The sequence below is a fragment of the Streptomyces sp. NPDC040410 genome, assembly GCF_055595715.1.
In genome coordinates, this window is record NZ_JBVIVK010000017.1 from 148,143 (window position 1) to 164,585 (window position 16,443).

Below are 16,443 nucleotides of genomic sequence, written 5' to 3' on the forward strand. Positions count from 1 at the left end.
AGCTGGGCTGTGTCGACGTGGGGGGTTGCTGTCATGCACGTCACCTTACGCCGGGAAAACTTGACGATCTCAAATATCGCTGACTACGGTCCCGACAATACTTGAAGTTCTCAAGCTTAGAGTTCAGCGCCGCGAAGGTCACGGAGTCCGGAACGGCGGGGCCCGCGAACGCGGAACCCGGTTCCGAGCTCGTGGGGCCGGGCCCCTCGCGGGGCGTCAGCGCGGCCGTCTTTCAACCATCTGCCCGGCTGTACCCCCACCTTCTGGCGAAAGGCACGTCACGATGAAGACCTCCGACCACAACGTCCGCGCCTCCGTTTCGGCCCCGGTCGACCACCGCACGGCCGTCGCGGCGGAGACCGCCCGGTTCGCCGCAGTGGTGAAGGACACCGACCTGGCAACGGCGGTGCCCAGCTGTCCCGGCTGGACGCTGGCCGACCTGATCAAGCACACGGGCAGCGTCCAGCGCTGGTTCTCGGCCCTGTTGCGGGCAGGCATCCAGGAACCCCCACGCAAGCGTGAAGTGGAGCTGCACCTCCCGAACCGGGAGGACGGATACGCCGACTGGCTGGCCGAGAGCGCGACCGTGGCCGCTGACGCCTTCGCGGCCACCGACCCGAACCTGCAGATGTGGGCATGGGGCGTCGACCAGCATGCCCGCTTCTGGGCACGCCGAATGCTGTTCGAGACCCTGCTGCACCGAGCCGATGCCGAGCTGGCGCTCGGCCTCCGGCCCACGATCGACCGCGCGGTCGCGGTGGACGGGATCGATGAGTTCCTCGTCAATCTGCCCTTCGCCACCTCCTTCGCCCCCAAGGTGGCCAACCTGCGCGGCCCCGACAAGACCATCCGCTTCCGTGCCACCGACGGGGGTGGCGGCTGGCTCGTCCGCCTGCGGCCCGACGGCTTCGGACTCGACACGGCCCAACTCACCGAGGACACCGCGGACGCGACCGTCCGAGGAACCGCGGCCGACTTGCTGCTGCTCGTTTACGGGCGCCTGCCCTACGACGCAGAGACTCTTGCCTGCGAGGGGGACGAGGGCCTGCTGGCCCACTGGTTTGCCAACTCCGCATTCTGAGACCGCGCTTGAGTCCCCGTCGGGCTTCGCTGCTGAACGCGGAGTCCGACAGGCCCGGTCCCGCCCCTCCGACGCGGTGAGGATGCCAGGACGGGGTCCAGGTCAGGTCAGAGGGAGCACGGTCAGAGAGGTGGCGATGCCGCAGGCGATCCGGGACGCCGCCCGCCGTGGCCCCTCCCCACCGGCGTCAGGGCGGACAGCGCCGCGTCGCCGTGACTGAATTGGGGCAGCGCCAGCGGGCAGGGCCCGCTGGATGAGCCGGTGGGAAGGCCCGAGCCACCACCCTCCCACCGGCCCCTCACAAGCGGCCTGCCCGGTCGCGGCCGGGCCGGGCCTCCCGACACGGCGTGTGACGAAACCCGGGTAAGTCCGGCCCCTCCGATCGGATTGCTGAATCATGCTCGAGCGCTGAACTGTCCGTGGCGGCTCCGAGGCAAGTCTGTGGCCAGAGGTCGGGGACGCTCACGGCAGGGCCTTGCGGTAGTGGCCGAGGAAGCGGAAGGTGCCGTCCGTGGCCCGGAAGAGATAGAGGGCGTCCTCGTCGCGTACGTATGTGGTGCTCGTCGAGTACCGCAGGGTCTTGGTGACTCCGCGGTACTCGGTGTCGCGCAACTGGTGGAGGATCGCGCCGCGTTCCGCGCCGGACGGGCCCAGCGCGGTCATCGCCGTGACGACGAACATCGCCGCGTCATGGGCCTCGGCGGCGTACCAGGGCGGGGAGTCCGCCCCGAAGAGTTTCCGGTAGGCGGAGACGAAGGACTTCGCGGAGGAGTCCGCCGCCGGGTCGGTGAACACCGTCGCGAAGAGCCAGCCGTCCGCGGCGGGTTGGCCCGCGCGCCGCAGGAACTCCGGGGCGACAGCGCGTTGGGTGGCGAGCCGCGCACCGGAGTAGCCGGCCGAGCTCAGTGCCCGGGCCAGACTCGCGGTGCGCTCGGGTCCGCCGGTGAACACCACCGCGTCGGCGTGCGAGTCGGTGATGTGGCCGGCGAGGGCGGAGAAGTCGTCGTCGTCCGCGGCGAGTGTGCGCTGTACGGACGTGATCGCTCCGGCCGACCGCAGGCTCTCGGCGGCGTAGGCGCAGACGACCGAACCGAACTCGCCCTCCGCCCGGTCGTCGACGAGCATCGCCCTGCGCGCGCCGGGGAGCCGGCTGACGTAGGCCACGAGCGGGCCGGCCAGTGCCGCGTCCGATGGGCTGGTGGGCACGACCTCCCGGGTGGCCACGGAGGACACGGGCAGCTCGGCGGTGCTCTCGCCGACGGACACCCAGAGGGTGGGCAGCAGTGCCTCCTGATAGGTGCCGTGGACGGCCGTCGCGCAGGCGTCGGCGGTGGGGCCGATCACCGCGCGGATGTCGCCGTCGGCGGCCAGCTGCTCCGCGATGCGCCGGGCCCGTACCGTCTGCCCCGCGTCGTCGTGGACCCTCAGGTCCAGCAGGAAGTCGTGCTCGGCGCGGGAGTTGAACCGCTCGACGGCCAGACGCACGCCGCTGCGCTGGGCGATGCCCGCTGCCTTTCGGGGGCCACTGAGATCTGCCTGGACGGCGATGGTCAGGCGGGGCGGTTTCGCGGCCGTCTTGACCGACGAGGCGCCCCGGCTGCGGTGGGCGGCCCACCAGGCGGCCGCGGTGCCGCCGGCCGACACGACGCCCGCCGCCGATCCCAGCACGAGGAACCGGCGGCGCGTGTACCGGGTCGGGGGGACCGTGTCGCCGGCGGGCAGGTCCGGGGACACGGTCGGTGCGGCCGTGGTGCCCTCGGGCACAGGGTGCCCGTCCGTTCGTCCGGTGTCCGCCGACATCTCTGTCGCCTCGACCGCGGGCAGTGCGAGCACCTCCGCGGAGCGGCGGGCGATCAGCCGCGTCACCGGTTCGGGCAGCCACACGTCACCCGGCGGTGGTTCCGATTTCGACGGCCATGCCTCGCCCCGCCTCGGATCCGGCGCGGTCAGGGCCCGCCGCACCTCGGCGGCTGCCGGCCGCGATCGCGGGTCCTTCTCCAGACAGGCCCGCAGCAGTGGCTCCAGGCCGGCCGGTACGCCGCCCAGGTCGGGCTCGTCGTAGACCGTGCGGGCCAGCATGGCGGCCGGCGGGCCCTGGCCGAAGGGGCGGGCGCCGGTCACGGCGTAGCCCAGCAGGCAGCCGAGGGAGAAGACATCGCTGGCCGGGCCGATCTGCCCGCCGCTGCCCCGGGCCTGCTCCGGGGAGAGGAATCCGGGGGAGCCGACCACCATGCCGGTGGCGGTGAGCGCCGTGTCCTCGGCCTCGCGGGCGATACCGAAGTCGATCAGACGGGGCCCGTCGTGGGCGATCAGCACGTTCCCCGGCTTGACGTCACGGTGCACCAGCCCGGCCTCGTGCACGGCGTCCAGCGCCTCGGCGAGCCGGGCACCCAGACGCCGTACCGGCCCGTGGGGCAGTGGCCCGGTCTCCTCGACAACCTCGGCGAGCGCCGGCCCCGGTACGAAGGCGGTGGCCAGCCAGGGCGAGACCGCGTCGGGGTCGGCGTCGACCAGGGGCACCACCCAGGGGCTGCGGACCCGGCCGGCGGTCTCCACCTCGCGACGGAAACGCGCCCGGAAGCCGGGGTCGTCGGCGTACCCGGCCCGGATGACCTTGACCGCGACCAGGGCACCGCCCGGCGAGCGCGCCAGGTACACCACGCCCATGCCACCCGCGCCCAGACGGTGCAGCACACGAAGGCGGCCCACCCAGACCGGGTCGGTGCCGCGCAGGGGCTGCATCAGACGGAGACCTCGTACGGCGCCGGACCGACGTACTGGAACCGGCCGTCCGCGACCTTCCACAGGAAGACGCCGCTGCCGTCGATGACCAGCCCACCGGTGTTCTTGTCGAAGGCGAAGTTCTTCGTGATGCCCTTGTAGGTGGCCGCGCGGATCCGTTCCGTGAGGTTCTTGCGGTTCCGGCGCTTGGCGGGCAGGGCCTGCAGAGCGCTCACGACGAGACCGGCGGCGTCGTACGCCTCGGCGGCGTACCAGTGGGGGGCGCTCCCGAAGCGCTTGCGGTGGGCGGCCGCGAACTTCTTCGCCTCCGGCTTCACCGACGGGTCGGTGGCGGGTGCGACGATCGTCCAGCCGTCGGCGGCAGCCCCCGCCGCGCTCAGGAAGCGCTCGTCGAGTACTCCCTGCGCCGCCGCGCGCGCCCCGGTGAAGCGCCGCTCGTGCAGTTCCCGGGCCAGCACCGCGGCCCGGTCCTGATAGCCCGCGAACACGAGGGCGTCGGTGCCCGCGCGGAGCAGGGCGTCCAGCGTGAGAGCGAAGTCGGTCTCCATCGCGCTGACCACTTTGGGCACGGTGGGCCGGTGTACCTCCCGCAGCAGCTTGCTCAACGGGCCGCAGATCTCCCAGGCGTAGTCGTCCGCCGCCCGGTCGTCGATGATCCCGACGGTCCGCGTCCCGGCCGTCCCGAGCAGGAACGCACGCAGGTAGAACGGCAGGATCGAGTCCTGCGGGCGGGCCTGGAAGAAGGACTTGAAGCCCTGGACGGACAGACTGATCGCCCCCGGCGAGACCGCCACGACAGGCAGCAGCGCGGTGTCGTACGTCGTGAGGGACGCCGCCGCCGTGGCGTCGGTGGTCGGGCCGACCACGGCGAGCACCGAGCGGTCGGCGGCCAGCCGCTTCGCCGCCCGCGCCGCCTCGGCGGGGTCGCCGCCGTCGTCCACGGCACGCACCGAGAGTGTGAACGGTCTGTCCGTGCGGGCGTTGAACTGCTCGGCCGCCAGCCGCACGCCGCGCTCCTGGGCCCTGCCGATGTCCTTGCGGGCCCCGGTCAGGTCGGCGTGCAGCCCGAGGGCGTACGTGGGACGCCCGTCGGCGGTGCCGGTGGGCGTGTCGTCGTCCCGGGTGACCGCCCACGCGATCAGCCCGCCGCCGGCCGCGACGACCGCCGCACCTCCGGCGAGCGTCAGGAAGCGGCGACGTCCGGTACCCGGGCCGGCGGGTGCCGCGCCCGTCTGCCCGGCTCCCGCGGCGGGACCGCCCTCGGTGGGGGCGTCCGCGGTGGCCACGGCCGCCGAGACCACTTCGGTGGCTTCGATGTCCGGCAACTCCAGCACGGACGCGGACCGTTCGGCGATCAGCCGGACCACCGGTCCGGGCAGCCACGTGGAGGCTTCCGCCTTTGGAGTGCTCCGCGACTCACCGGCAGGAGCATCGCCGACGGCGGATCCCGGTCCGTCAGCGCCGAAGGCCTCGCTCAGGTCACCGGCCGTGGGGCGGTCCTGCGGGTCCTTCTCCAGGCATCCGCGCACCACCTCGGCGATGCCCTGCGGTACGCCGTCCAGGTCGGCGGGATCGTGCACCGCGCGGAACATCAGCGCGTCGCGGGCGCCGGTACCGAACGGGGGCCGCCCGGTGGCGGCGAAGGCGAGGACGCAGCCGAGCGAGAAGATGTCGCTGGGCGCCGCGACCGACGAGCCGTCCTGGGCCAGTGCCTGCTCCGGTGAAACGTATCCCGGGGTGCCGACCATCATGCCGGCCGCGGTCAGCGTGGTCTCCTCCGGTGCCCGTGCGATACCGAAGTCGATCAGGCGCGGACCGTCGAGTGCCAGCAGCACGTTGCCGGGTTTGACGTCACGGTGCACCAGTCCGGCCGTGTGCACGGCGTCCAGTGCCTCGGCGAGACGGGTACCCAGCACCCTCAGTCCGGCCTCCGCGAGCGGACCATGGGCGGCGACGGCCTCGGCGAGGGACGGGCCGGGCACGAACTCGGTGGCGAGCCAGGGAGCCGCGGCCTCGGGGTCGGCGTCGATGACCGGCACGGCCCACGGACTGGTGATCCGGCGGGCGGTCGCCACCTCGCGGCGGAACCGCTCACGGAAGTCGGCGTCATCGGCGAACTCCTCCTGGACCACCTTCAGGGCGACCAGGGCCCCGCCTGTGGAGCGCGCCAGGTACACCACGCCCATGCCACCCGAGCCCAGTCGGCGCAGCAGACGGTACTCCGCGACCCTGGCCGGGTCGGAGGTACGCAGCGGTTCCATCAGCCCACCACTCCCAGCAAGGTCCGGATCCGCTGCAGCATGCGCACGAGCCCGTCGACCGCCGTCTGGTTGAGCTCCTGCTGCGTGCAGTCGGCTGCACAACGCGCGGACACGCCTACGGTGACCGTGCCCAGCCGGGCCACCAGCCACTGATACGTGTACTGACCCTGGCTCTCGGCGTCGCCGCCCTTCGCCGCCACGCTGTCCGAGTCGTAGACGCCGGCCTCGTAGACCGCGTCGTCGGCGTACTTCTGGTCACCCTTGCCGAAGGGGTTGCCGAGCGAGCCGAGGCCGGTGATCCGCTCGCCCGTCCTGATCTGTTGCTCCGGGCAGCGCAGCACCTCTTCGAGCGTGGTGCTCAGCTGGCGGTCGGCGCTCAGCACCGAGCCGTGGACGGTCACCATGGACGTCACCTTGACGGTGCCGCCGTCCGTGGCACCGGGCAGTTCGCTGTAGCGGGAGAAGCCGGCCAGCACCCCCGCTGGGAGCTTCTCCCGCCGCCAGCGACACGACTCGTCCAGCACAGGCCAGGTCCCCAGACCGCTCGTGGCGGGATTCTGCGCCACGAAGTCCTGGCTCCACTCGCCGGGTCGCAACGCGACCGCGCGAGCGAGCCGCTCGGCGTCCACCGCCGTCCTGGGCACCTTGGCGGGGTCGGGCGTGAAGGTGCCCGTCGAGGCACCGGGTGAACCCGTCCCGGACGGACTGCCGGACGGACCACCTGCCGGACTGCCTGACGAGGTGTCGGTCGGATCCGGGGCTACGGCGGACTTGGTGGCCGTCGCCGAGGGCCCCGACCCCCGCTGCTGCCCGGCCGCGGACTCACCCCCGTCGGCCTGTGAACAGCCGGCCAGCAGGCCCACCGTCACCACGATGGCGGCCCAGCGGCCTCTTTCCCGACCACCCGGCGTGTTTCTGAAACGCACTCACTCACCCCCGGGCCACGGCGTCACGTTTTCGGTCCGCGCGACGGGAACCCTGACCCTGGCCCCACCGGTCCCAGGGCCCCGTCCCGACACACGTCAGTGAACACCGGACCATGATCTACGAGGTTCCGAACCTAGCGGGATCCCGTGCGGGACCGTGTCAGTAGAATTACGCAATGTGTCACCGAATTCGCCGCCGCCGGAAGACGAGGGAGGACGTCGGCATACCGCTCGAGGAGGAGTGCCCCGTACCGGAAATCGTCGCCAGGTCGCACCGGTCGGCACATCCGGGCGACCATGATTTCGGTCATGTCACACGATCTCGGCCCCCTCGTTCAGAAATCCGTCGACCGCCTTGCGGAGCAGCGCGTCGGCGTGGTGGTGGCAGCCGTGGCGGGCGACTCCGTGGAGATCAGGGGTGCCGGGCGCACCGGCGCCGGCCGGCAAGGTGAGCCCGGCGCCGACACCCTCTTCGAGATCGGCTCGGTGACCAAGGTGTTCACGGCGCTGGCCCTGGCACGGCTGACGGTGGCGGGCACGGTGGAGCTCGACGAACCGCTGGCCGCGCTGCTGCCCGAGAGGGTGGACGTACCGTCACGCGGAGGCCAGGAGATCTCACTGCGGCATCTGGCCACCCACACCTCGGGCTTGCCGCGTCTGCCCAAGGGCATGCTGCCGCAGGCTCTGTTGCGTCCCTCGAAACCAGACCCCTACGCCGGTTGCACCGCCGACGTCCTGCTGCGCGGCCTCTCCAGGACCCGTCTGCGTGCCACGCCGGGGCATCGCTTCCGCTACTCCAATCTCGGCGCCGGGCTGCTGGGACTGGCGCTGGCCCGCCGGGCCGGGACGGACTACGAGTCGCTGGTCGTCCGCGAGATCTGCGTCCCGCTCGGCATGGGCGACACCGTCGTCACCGTCGGCAGCGGCCGGTCGGGGCGCCTGGCTCAGGGACACAGCCGCCGTCGGCAGCCCACCCTGCCATGGCACTTCGCCGACCTGGCCGGAGCGGGCGCGCTGCGCTCGACCGCGGCCGACCTGGTGGCCTTCGCCCGGGCCCAGCTGGACTGCGGTCCCGGAGACCTCGCCGAGGCCGTCCGTCTCAGTCGGAAGGTCGAGCACCGTAACGGCCCGTTCGCCCGGGTGCACCTCGGCTGGATGGGACAGCGCCTCCACCCCCGCCAGGGCGGCCACCTCCAGATCTGGCACAACGGAGGCACTGGCGGCTACTCCTCTTTCGTGGGCTTCGACCCGGAGAAGCGAGTCGCCGTCATCGCGCTCAGCAACACCCAACGCTCGGTGGACGTCCCGGCTTTCGCCCTCCTCCGCTCCCTGCAGGACGCGCACTCCTGACGCCGGGCCGGCCGGCCGTCGCTCACTGCCCGGCGGCGAGGGTGTGGGTGCTGAGGGTGCCGACCGTGCCAAGCGGTGTGCGGGAGCCCAGGCCCAATGCTGGTGAACTTGGATATCCCGAGCTCGTTGGTTGTGTTGTGGCGAGGGTGGGGCAGTCAAGGCGCCTGCGGGTGAGCGTTTGTCTGACCGGATTTCCGATCGGGGTGCTGACGCGGGCGTTTCCGCCGGAGGCCGTCGATGAGGTGATCGCGGAGACGGGCGGGTCGAGCAGCGCAGTCGTCTGTTGCCGGCCCGTGTGGTCGTGTACTTCGTGCTGGCGATGTGCCTGGGCTGCCCCGCCGGCGCCGCCCTGCTCCACGGCCCGGAACACGGGGAGGTCGGCGAGAGGGACGGCTCGCCGGGCCTGGCAGTCGAGTGGGCCAGCAGAGCTGGATGCGGGTGAGGACGATGGGCGGCGAGTCGGCGTGGGCGACGATGACCTACTCGGCGATGCCGAGCACGTGAGTGCACCGGATCCTCGCGGACATCAAGGACGACACGGAGCGTCGGAAAAGCCAGGCAGAGGAACGGCAGTGCGGCACTGCCCGAACTGGGGCCGGAAGCAGAGCGGGAACTGGAACGCTGCGGGTTGCGTCTGGTCCTTCCAGTGACGCCGGACTGACTGAGGGAGCATTGTGCGCACCGTGATCGGGAGCAGTCGGCCAGGCGGCGGCTGGGACGACCGCCTCGCAGATGCCCTGTGGCCGCCGTCCTGCCCGGACACCCCGCACGCCCGCTCGGCGGCGTATGGTCTGGCCGGACTTGTCCTGGAGCTGTCCGTCGCCGTCGCCTTCGACAACCACTACTGGGCTGACGGTTACTGGCACCGGCCGCCGCTGGGCTGGCGCGTGGTCGTATGGACTGCCCCATCGGTCCTGCTCATGTGCGGGGCTCTCGTCGGCGCCCTCACCACCCGACGGAACAGCGTTCTCCGCCGGTCGCTGTCCGCCGTCGCCTGGACGGTATCTGTATTCACGAGCTTCAGCCTGCTGTTCGTGCTGTTTGTTTCCAGTGCCGACCTGTGCGAAACGATCCCGCCCCCGGTGCCGGTGTACCTGGAGCCGGTACTCGTGGTTCCGGTCTGCCTGGCCGCCTCGCTTGCCATCGGATCGCTGGCCAGTGCCGGCGCATGGGCCGTGACACGGCGTCGCATACACCACGTCGGGCTGTATGCAGTCTGGCTCGTATCCGCCGGAGTCGCGGTCTTTCTCCTTCTCGGACCAATCCTCGCCGCGTCCCCCACGTGCTCTCCCATACGCGGCGGATAGCCGACTCCCGCTGCGGCACGGCCTACTGACGCGATGTCACGAACATCCATCCCGCGGCGTCCGTTCAGACCGATTGTGGTGGTCCGATTCGGGCCCTGATTGAGATACCGACCGTTGCACAGATCGCCCGGAATTGCGATGAGACCTTCGCTCCGAAGGTAGAGTCCCTCCGGACGGTCGCGCGACAGATCGTCGACAACGCACGCGAGCAGGACCTGATCGGCCACATCGAGGAACGACCACCGCAAGTTCCACCTGAGCTGGCTCGGCCTCACCGGCAACGAGCACCTGCCCAGGCAGCACATGCTCCACGTACATGGCACTCGGGCAGGCACGACCAACCAGACCTTCACCTCCCGCGGCCGGGCATGCCTTTCCTTCGACGTCGAGCCGCGTCTGGCCACGACCGCCTCGCCGACGCGCGGCGCAAAGCGTGGAACAGAGTCGGTCCGTACGCCGTCAGCTGATGCCGCCCGCTGGGACAGCCGCCAGTTCCTCGGCGGTCCAAGCGCGTGAACCTGTGGTCGGGCCCGTACTTCGCCGGGTCGGTCGGCGGTGCGCCGCTCAGCATCGTGAAGCAGTACATCGAGCAGCAGAACCGGCCGCTCTGACTCCGGCTGAGGTGAACCCATACCAAGCACCCTGTCTATTTGCCGCCTTCACCGCCCTGGGCCGACAGACTCCGCACCTGCGCCACGGCCTCGCCCAGAAGGTGTGCGGGGACGAGCCAGTAGTCGTAAATGCCACCCTGCGAGGAGTTGTAGCCGCAGAGCACGGCCACGCCGGTGCCGAGGCGGTCCTTGAGCTCGCTGGCCAGCCAGCCCACAAAGCCGCTGTTGTCGGCTGCGGCCGGGAAGTGAAAGGAGAAGACGCCGAAGACCTCCGCCTCGCCGCCCTGCGACGGCTCGAGGACCGACCAGCTCTCCTCGTCGCGCACCAGGGCCAGCGCTTGGGCGGAAGGCTGCGGTGTCGGTCCTGCGGGGTGCTCGTGGTACGCCCAATGCCCTGGCAGTACATCGAAAGCGGCCTGGGCAAGCACTCGGCGTAGCCGTGTGCGGGTTTCCTGTGGTGTTTCGTGGCTGATGTTGACCATGTGTCGTTCCTATCTGATTCTGGGGTGTCCGTCGATTCCGCAGGATTCGCCCCCGTGGGCGTGCGTCAGTGGACGGCACGAGCGTTCACTGGGAGACAGCCCTGCCGGGACGCCCGGCGCCTAGCATGGCAGCCGCCACGGCACGTGCCTCGTGGGCGGGGGTGGTCGTACGCTCCCGCAGCGCGGTGACGATCGCCCCGTCCATCAGCAGAACGAACCGCCGTGCGAGTTCCCCGGCTCCGGGATGGCCGGTGTCCGCGAGCAGGCCGGCGACATAGGCGGTGACGCTCTCCTTGTGCTCGGCCGCGACCCGGTATGCAGGGCTGCCGGTGTCGGCGGTCTCGGCCATGGTGTTGATGAAGGCGCAGCCGCGGAAGTCGGCGCGGGAGAACCGCTCGGCCAGAGCATGGAACACGTCCAGCGGTTCGCCGCCCAGCGCTGCCACCCGTTCGGCCAGCCAGGCGCGCCACGCCTCATCCCGCCGCTGCAACACGGCCACGACGAGGTCGTCCTTGCCGGCGAAGTGACGGTAGAACGACGCCCGGCCCACGCCGGACTCGGCCAGGATGCGCTCCACTCCGACCGCCCGGATGCCCTCGGCATAGAAGAGTTCCTCGGCGGTGTCAAGAAGGCGTTCGCGCGCTCTGGTGGCCATGAGCTCACCTTATCCGGCCTTGACGAGAAATGGAACCGATCGGTACCGTCCTGCAAGACGGAACCGATCAGTACCATCTGGAGCTCATCGTGCCACGAATCCCCCAACTCACCGAGGACGCCTCGGAGCTGCTCGACAAGACCCGCCGCCAGCTGGGCCGCGTGCCCAACCTCTACGCGGCCCTCGCCAACGGCCCGGCCGCCCTCGCCGGCTATCTGGCCATGCGCGACCACCTCACCCGAGGCGCCCTGACCGCCCGCCTGCGCGAGCAGCTCGCACTGCTGATCGCGCAGGAGAACCACTGCACCTACTGCGTCAGCGCCCACACCCTGCGGGGAAGCAAACTCGGCCTGACCGACGACGAACTGGCCCGCACCCGCGACGCGTCCGACGACTCCGACCCGCACGCCGACGCGGTCCTGCACCTGGCCCGCGACATCATCCGCACCCAGGGCCGGGTCGACGACGCCGTGCTGGCCGATGCCCGCAACTCCGGGGTGACCGACGCCGAACTCGCCGAAATCGTCGCCCACATCGCACTCAACACGCTGTCGAACTACTTCAACCACCTGGCACAGCCCGACCTCGACTTCCCGGAGGTTGCCGCATGACACGCGACTGGCGTACCGGCACCATCGAACTCATGGACGGCTACACGCTCGCCGCCCTCGACGGCCACCGCACCACCCGCGCCGACGGCGTCCGCTTCGCGATCGAGGGCGGCTTCGTCAACGTCCAGGTCCCGGACGTCCCGCACATCCAAGTCGTCTCCGCACCAGCCGTACGCCTGATCACCTGCACCCGATAGAACACCCGCCAGAACAACGTCGGAGGCCGGCTCCGTAAAGGAACCGGCCTCTGCTGCGTGGGCCTGGAGTGATCTGTCCGACGCCGCGGGGAGTCGGCCGAGCCGGTCCTGACCGTGCGGCGAGCCGAACCCCGAGGCCGAGGGCTGGACATCGGCCGACCACCGGACCACGACATGCGCAGCCTTATCAACTTGCAGGCCCGCCTGGTGGACAACGCCGGACGCGAAGGGCTGCTGCCGTCCTTCTTCGACTACGTGCACTCCGCCCGCCGTACGCCGGTCAACGCGGTCGTCACCTTCACCGCCACCGCGCTGCTGATCATCGGAGGATGGGGGCTGGGCCATCAGGTCGGGCCCGGCGGCGGCTCGATGAACCCGGTGGTCTCCGCCTTGCGCACGGCGAGCCGCAGCGGCGCGCTGGTTCCTTCCGCCGCCTCACGTCCCCTGTAATAGCCCACGGTGGCTTCGGTTTTGGGACGTCGGCGCCCGTAGCGGCGGAGCCGAGACGAGGGGAAGAAGTTATGGCATGGCTCTTCAGACGGCCAGCGGGTAGGGCTCGGTCGTCGCGGACACCGCCGCCCGAGTTGGTGGCGGAGGCTCGCCGACACCCTGGTGGTTGGGTGTACGAGATAGATGGCGGCATGGTGAGCGATCCCTGTGGAGCGGTGCCTCCTACGGCCATCGTCGGAGCATGGGAGGTTGACCAGCACGGGGAACTCACCGGCACCTACCAGGCGAATCCGAACTACGGCTCAGGGGCATGACGAGTACCGTCATGCAGTGGCGGGACCGTCGCGTCGAGATGGGGCAGCAGCTCGGTGACGTCGTTGCGGGCGCCGCCGGTCAGCAGGTGTCCTGTCGCGCCGAGGATCGGTCGTCAAGAAGAGCCCCTGAGGATCGTCGCTGCCGCTCCACCCGCAACCGACACCCCAGCTCACGCGTCGCATTACGCATGGAACGCGAATGGCTCTTCTCCCTCATCCCCCTGACGATCGGCACGATCTTCCTCAGTTTCGGCGTGCACGGCCTCCGCCGCGCCAGCGCGCTCCGCCGCATAGGTGTCACTGCCGAGGCCCGGATCGTCCGCCACGATGTCAGGCGGGACGACGAAGGCGCCACGTTTTACCACCCGGTCGCGGCCTGGGCGGCGCGGGACGGGCGCACGTGCGAGTACTCATCCAGGTTCGGCCGCGGAGTCGTCGGTAGCGACTTCGGCGTGGGGGCGTACGTCATGGTCCGATACGATCCGGAAGCCCCGCACCGGTTTGCGATCGAGGGCTGGGACATGAGGGCGATCGACTTGCTGTTCACCGTGCTGGGGTCGATGTTCACAGTGGGCACGGTGACGGTTTTGCTCGTCCGGCTGCTCACCCTCTGACCGTGACCCACCGCGCGAAGCGGCTGCAACCCGCTGTCTGCGCAAGCTCTTCGGCCGGGATCTGCCGCGCTTACGCCTTCCGGCAGAGCGCGTGCCCGACGGGCTCCTGTCCGCATACGCCGTCCGGGGTGCAGTTCGCGAGCGTGCGGCGGTCGCTCGGCCACCACCCGAGCCAACGCTCCGACGTTGGCTCGATACCAGCCGAGCAGGGCAGCCGCCCTACCCGGCTGGGAGTACACCGAGACCAGGTGGTCGAGGTGTCCGTCCGGCGGCGCGAACTCCGGGCCGGCCCAGTGGGTCCAGAAGTGCCCCAGGAAGACACGCATCGCATCCGGCCTGCCGTCCAGCACCTCCACCGCGAACGGAAGCTGGTTGAACGACAGGTACCAGAACTCCGCCGCCGCCTGCGGGCCGAGGATTCGCTCACCCATTCCCGGCAGCTGCGGCGTCAGCACCAGGGCGCGGATCAGATCCGGTCGCAGCCGGGCGATCGCGACCGCGATCCGGCTACCGATGTCGTGTCCGGCGACCACCGGCCGGTCCAGGCCCAGCTCTTCGATCAAGCCAACCACGCTACCTGCCTGCGCGTCAGCGCCGTACGACGTCGGATCGCTGGATCGCCAGTCCGAAGCGCCGAACCCACGCAGGTCCGGTACCACGACGTCCATCGCCGGCAATCGCGCGACGACCCCCTGGTACTCGCTGCGGTCACCCGGCCACCCATGCAACAACACCGCCGCCACCCCACTACCGACGCGGTCGTAGCAGAGCCGGAATCCATCGACGGGACTCCTCCACTTCACTGGATCAGGGTAGGTGGAGTAGCGCCACACATCAGCGGCGGGCCGGCAGCTTCGCAACGCCGGCGCGCGGGTCAGCGACGCGCACGAGCGAGGAGCGCCGCATGCGGCAACGTGAGCACACCGTCCTCGTCAGCAAACTCCGTGCTCAATAGATCGAAGTGGCGCTTGATCTCGGCTCGGATCCGGCGGCTCTGGCTCTGCACCATCTGACCGCCGAACGCCACTCCACTCGCAGTACACGACGCCGGATCCCGCTCGCGGGCCAGGCGGCCTGCGCGCCTCGAGGGATCAGGTCAGGGTGGTACTGGCGAGGATCGCCTCGACCTCGTGCTCGACTCCAGGATCCGATGTGCCGGAGACAAGTCCGAGGACGAACGAGGTGTGCTCCCCGTGATCCGTCACGAGCGTCATCTCCAGGCGCCCACCGGGGCCGTCTTTCCCCACTACGGCCAGGACGACGGTTTGCGCCGGCTGCCCGCTCACCCTCACCGCCATGGACTCCTCCACAGTGACCGGTTGATCAGGGAAGAAGAACTCGGCGTTCGACCGCGCCGCGTACTCGGTCGCCTGTCTCAGATCGGCTTGCGGGACGGCCTGTCCCGCACGGCCGGCGGCGACCATCGCGCCCGCGCCGCCTGCACTCGACTCCTTGCTGATCCGGGAGGTGAAAGCGCTGATCAGGTCCTTGTCCTTGGCCGCGTCGTGTGTCCAGCCGTCCGGAACGGCGTACGAGAGCCCGGCCTTCGTGTCCGTCACGCGGGGCCTTCCCGCCAGCGGATCGCCCGCATCACTCGAAGCCCACCAGGCAGCCGCCCCGCCCACAACAGCCAGGACCACGACCAGCACAAGGCCCGTCAACAATCGCCGACGCGTCGGCGGCGGCGTAGAAGGCGCCGGCGGCGGACAGCCAGGATAGGGCGGCGGAACTGTCGTCGAAGGCGTTGTCATGCCCCCACCCTCTCTCGCTGCCCACTCAGCGCGCCTGAGTTGCCGTACTCAGAACCGGGACCCGCGTACCTACAGAACGCCCCGTGGAGACCAGGCCCACACCGGCCGACACAATGGGAGGCCGGGCGGGAATGCCAGACGCCACGTGTTCCCTCGTGAACGGCACACATCAGCGTGGGCTTTTCGGCAGGTTGTGTTCCGGTCCTCCCTGATACGACGAGAGGGCGGCACGGACATGGTGTCCGTACCGCCCTTCGGTGCTGCTGAGTTTTGGGCCGTCAGAGGACCTTGGACAGGAACGACCTCGTGCGCTCGTGCTGGGGGTTGGTCAGGACGTCGCGCGGGTGGCCGGACTCGACCACCACGCCGTCGTCCATGAAGACCAGCGAGTCGCCGACTTCACGGGCGAAGCCCATCTCGTGCGTGACGACGATCATCGTCATGCCGTCCTCGGCGAGGTCCCGCATCACGTCGAGGACCTCGCCGACCAGCTCCGGGTCGAGGGCCGAGGTCGGCTCGTCGAAGAGCATCAGCTTCGGCTGCATGGCCAGCGCACGGGCGATGGCGACGCGCTGCTGCTGGCCGCCGGAGAGCTGGGCGGGGTAGTGGTCCTTGCGGTCGCCGAGGCCGACGCGGTCCAGGAGCCGCCGGGCGCGTTCCCGGGCGACGGCCTTGGACTCGCCCTTGACCTGGACCGGTGCCTCCATGACGTTCTCCAGTGCCGTCATGTGGGGGAAGAGGTTGAAGCGCTGGAACACCATGCCGATGTCCCGCCGCTGCGCGGCCACTTCCTTTTCCTTCAGCTCGTAGAGCTTGTCGCCGCTTTGCCGGTAGCCGACCAGCCTGCCGTCGACGGACAGCCGGCCGGCGCTGATCTTCTCCAGGTGGTTGATGCAGCGCAGGAAGGTGGACTTGCCGGAGCCGGACGGGCCGATCAGGCAGAACACCTCGCGCGGGTTCACCTCCAGGTCGATGCCCTTGAGGATGTGCGCGAGCCCGAAGGACTTGTGCACGCCCTCGGCCCTGACCATCGGATGGCCGCCCGTGCTCTGGGCGACGTCCTTGCTGAGAGCGCTCATCGCGGCACCTCC

The 16,443-nt window shown here is 70.4% G+C and carries 14 protein-coding genes and 4 pseudogenes; 10 read left to right on the top strand and 8 right to left on the bottom strand.

All coding sequences use genetic code 11. The annotated features are described in order from the left end of the window. The first annotated feature begins 283 nt into the window (after positions 1–283). A complete protein-coding gene (locus tag ACZ562_RS29240; RefSeq protein WP_471185077.1) occupies positions 284–1,081 on the top strand; it encodes a maleylpyruvate isomerase family mycothiol-dependent enzyme in 798 nt (265 codons plus the stop codon). 462 nt (positions 1,082–1,543) lie between these two features. On the opposite strand, the gene ACZ562_RS29245 is transcribed toward ACZ562_RS29240, so the two are convergent. The 3 genes from ACZ562_RS29245 to ACZ562_RS29255 are packed head-to-tail and all read right to left on the bottom strand — an operon-like array spanning position 1,544 to position 6,947. Further along, the gene (locus tag ACZ562_RS29245; RefSeq protein ID WP_471185080.1) at positions 1,544–3,823 is read right to left on the bottom strand and encodes a bifunctional serine/threonine-protein kinase/ABC transporter substrate-binding protein; all 2,280 of its coding nucleotides are present in this window, start codon (positions 3,821–3,823) and stop codon (positions 1,544–1,546) included. Continuing rightward, positions 3,823–6,084, bottom strand: coding sequence for a bifunctional serine/threonine-protein kinase/ABC transporter substrate-binding protein (locus ACZ562_RS29250; RefSeq protein WP_471185083.1), 2,262 nt, complete (start codon positions 6,082–6,084; stop codon positions 3,823–3,825). Before ACZ562_RS29250 ends, ACZ562_RS29245 begins: the two co-directional genes overlap by 1 nt. After that, on the bottom strand, positions 6,084–6,947 hold the full coding sequence (locus ACZ562_RS29255; protein WP_471185086.1) for a hypothetical protein: 864 nt from the start codon (positions 6,945–6,947) through the stop codon (positions 6,084–6,086). The genes ACZ562_RS29250 and ACZ562_RS29255 overlap by 1 nt, the downstream gene beginning before the upstream one ends. A gap of 372 nt (positions 6,948–7,319) precedes the next feature. Here ACZ562_RS29255 and ACZ562_RS29260 point away from each other — a divergent pair, with 372 nt between their 5' ends. From ACZ562_RS29260 to ACZ562_RS29275, 4 genes and pseudogenes are all read left to right on the top strand, one after another. Continuing rightward, positions 7,320–8,360: a serine hydrolase domain-containing protein gene (locus tag ACZ562_RS29260; protein WP_471185088.1), complete on the top strand. Its 1,041-nt coding sequence runs from the start codon at positions 7,320–7,322 to the stop codon at positions 8,358–8,360. A gap of 130 nt (positions 8,361–8,490) precedes the next feature. Next, a pseudogene (locus ACZ562_RS29265) lies at positions 8,491–8,688 on the top strand (transposase domain-containing protein); the annotation flags it as partial. Positions 8,689–9,043: 355 nt separating this feature from the next. After that, positions 9,044–9,667 carry a hypothetical protein gene (locus ACZ562_RS29270; RefSeq protein ID WP_471185090.1) on the top strand — a complete coding sequence of 208 codons (624 nt, stop codon included), beginning with the start codon at positions 9,044–9,046 and terminating at the stop codon, positions 9,665–9,667. A gap of 515 nt (positions 9,668–10,182) precedes the next feature. Further along, positions 10,183–10,278: pseudogene (locus tag ACZ562_RS29275) on the top strand (transposase); the annotation flags it as partial. A gap of 35 nt (positions 10,279–10,313) precedes the next feature. On the opposite strand, the gene ACZ562_RS29280 reads toward ACZ562_RS29275, so the two are convergent. Together ACZ562_RS29280 and ACZ562_RS29285 are read right to left on the bottom strand one after the other, a co-directional pair. Continuing rightward, positions 10,314–10,760, bottom strand: coding sequence for a DUF6196 family protein (locus ACZ562_RS29280; protein ID WP_471185092.1), 447 nt, complete (start codon positions 10,758–10,760; stop codon positions 10,314–10,316). An 85-nt stretch (positions 10,761–10,845) separates the two neighbouring features. Beyond that, the gene (locus ACZ562_RS29285) at positions 10,846–11,415 is read right to left on the bottom strand and encodes a TetR/AcrR family transcriptional regulator (protein ID WP_471185094.1); all 570 of its coding nucleotides are present in this window, start codon (positions 11,413–11,415) and stop codon (positions 10,846–10,848) included. 89 nt (positions 11,416–11,504) lie between these two features. Here ACZ562_RS29285 and ACZ562_RS29290 point away from each other — a divergent pair, with 89 nt between their 5' ends. From ACZ562_RS29290 to ACZ562_RS29310, 5 genes and pseudogenes are all read left to right on the top strand, one after another. Beyond that, a complete protein-coding gene (locus ACZ562_RS29290; protein WP_471185096.1) occupies positions 11,505–12,026 on the top strand; it encodes a carboxymuconolactone decarboxylase family protein in 522 nt (173 codons plus the stop codon). Beyond that, positions 12,023–12,223 (top strand): hypothetical protein, encoded by a 201-nt coding sequence (locus ACZ562_RS29295; protein ID WP_471185098.1) that lies wholly within the window; start codon positions 12,023–12,025, stop codon positions 12,221–12,223. The genes ACZ562_RS29290 and ACZ562_RS29295 overlap by 4 nt, the downstream gene beginning before the upstream one ends. 73 nt (positions 12,224–12,296) lie before the next feature. Continuing rightward, positions 12,297–12,415 (top strand): annotated as a pseudogene (locus ACZ562_RS29300) (IS5 family transposase); the annotation flags it as partial. Then, positions 12,398–12,673, top strand: coding sequence for a hypothetical protein (locus ACZ562_RS29305; RefSeq protein ID WP_471185100.1), 276 nt, complete (start codon positions 12,398–12,400; stop codon positions 12,671–12,673). The pseudogene ACZ562_RS29300 and the gene ACZ562_RS29305, both read left to right, overlap by 18 nt. 502 nt (positions 12,674–13,175) lie before the next feature. Next, complete coding sequence (locus ACZ562_RS29310) at positions 13,176–13,601, top strand: DUF3592 domain-containing protein (RefSeq protein WP_471185114.1); 426 nt, start codon at positions 13,176–13,178, stop codon at positions 13,599–13,601. A 452-nt stretch (positions 13,602–14,053) separates the two neighbouring features. On the opposite strand, the pseudogene ACZ562_RS29315 reads toward ACZ562_RS29310, so the two are convergent. The 3 genes and pseudogenes from ACZ562_RS29315 to ACZ562_RS29325 all read right to left on the bottom strand — a co-directional run. Then, positions 14,054–14,434, bottom strand: a pseudogene (locus ACZ562_RS29315) (alpha/beta fold hydrolase); the annotation flags it as partial. 258 nt (positions 14,435–14,692) lie between these two features. Continuing rightward, positions 14,693–15,160, bottom strand: coding sequence for a hypothetical protein (locus ACZ562_RS29320; RefSeq protein WP_471185103.1), 468 nt, complete (start codon positions 15,158–15,160; stop codon positions 14,693–14,695). Positions 15,161–15,630: 470 nt separating this feature from the next. Next, positions 15,631–16,431, bottom strand: coding sequence for an amino acid ABC transporter ATP-binding protein (locus ACZ562_RS29325; RefSeq protein ID WP_471185117.1), 801 nt, complete (start codon positions 16,429–16,431; stop codon positions 15,631–15,633). Positions 16,432–16,443 lie beyond the last annotated feature (12 nt).

What these genes read in the sequence shown, in the direction of transcription:
- ACZ562_RS29240 (WP_471185077.1), top strand. Translation starts at nt 284, where the DNA reads ATGAAGACCTCCGACCACAACGTCCGCGCCTCCGTTTCGGCCCCGGTC.
- ACZ562_RS29295 (WP_471185098.1), top strand. Translation starts at nt 12,023, where the DNA reads ATGACACGCGACTGGCGTACCGGCACCATCGAACTCATGGACGGCTAC.
- ACZ562_RS29280 (WP_471185092.1), bottom strand. Translation starts at nt 10,760, where the DNA reads ATGGTCAACATCAGCCACGAAACACCACAGGAAACCCGCACACGGCTA.
- ACZ562_RS29310 (WP_471185114.1), top strand. Translation starts at nt 13,176, where the DNA reads ATGGAACGCGAATGGCTCTTCTCCCTCATCCCCCTGACGATCGGCACG.
- ACZ562_RS29285 (WP_471185094.1), bottom strand. Translation starts at nt 11,415, where the DNA reads ATGGCCACCAGAGCGCGCGAACGCCTTCTTGACACCGCCGAGGAACTC.
- ACZ562_RS29325 (WP_471185117.1), bottom strand. Translation starts at nt 16,431, where the DNA reads ATGAGCGCTCTCAGCAAGGACGTCGCCCAGAGCACGGGCGGCCATCCG.
- ACZ562_RS29260 (WP_471185088.1), top strand. Translation starts at nt 7,320, where the DNA reads ATGTCACACGATCTCGGCCCCCTCGTTCAGAAATCCGTCGACCGCCTT.
- ACZ562_RS29305 (WP_471185100.1), top strand. Translation starts at nt 12,398, where the DNA reads ATGCGCAGCCTTATCAACTTGCAGGCCCGCCTGGTGGACAACGCCGGA.
- ACZ562_RS29245 (WP_471185080.1), bottom strand. Translation starts at nt 3,823, where the DNA reads ATGCAGCCCCTGCGCGGCACCGACCCGGTCTGGGTGGGCCGCCTTCGT.
- ACZ562_RS29250 (WP_471185083.1), bottom strand. Translation starts at nt 6,084, where the DNA reads ATGGAACCGCTGCGTACCTCCGACCCGGCCAGGGTCGCGGAGTACCGT.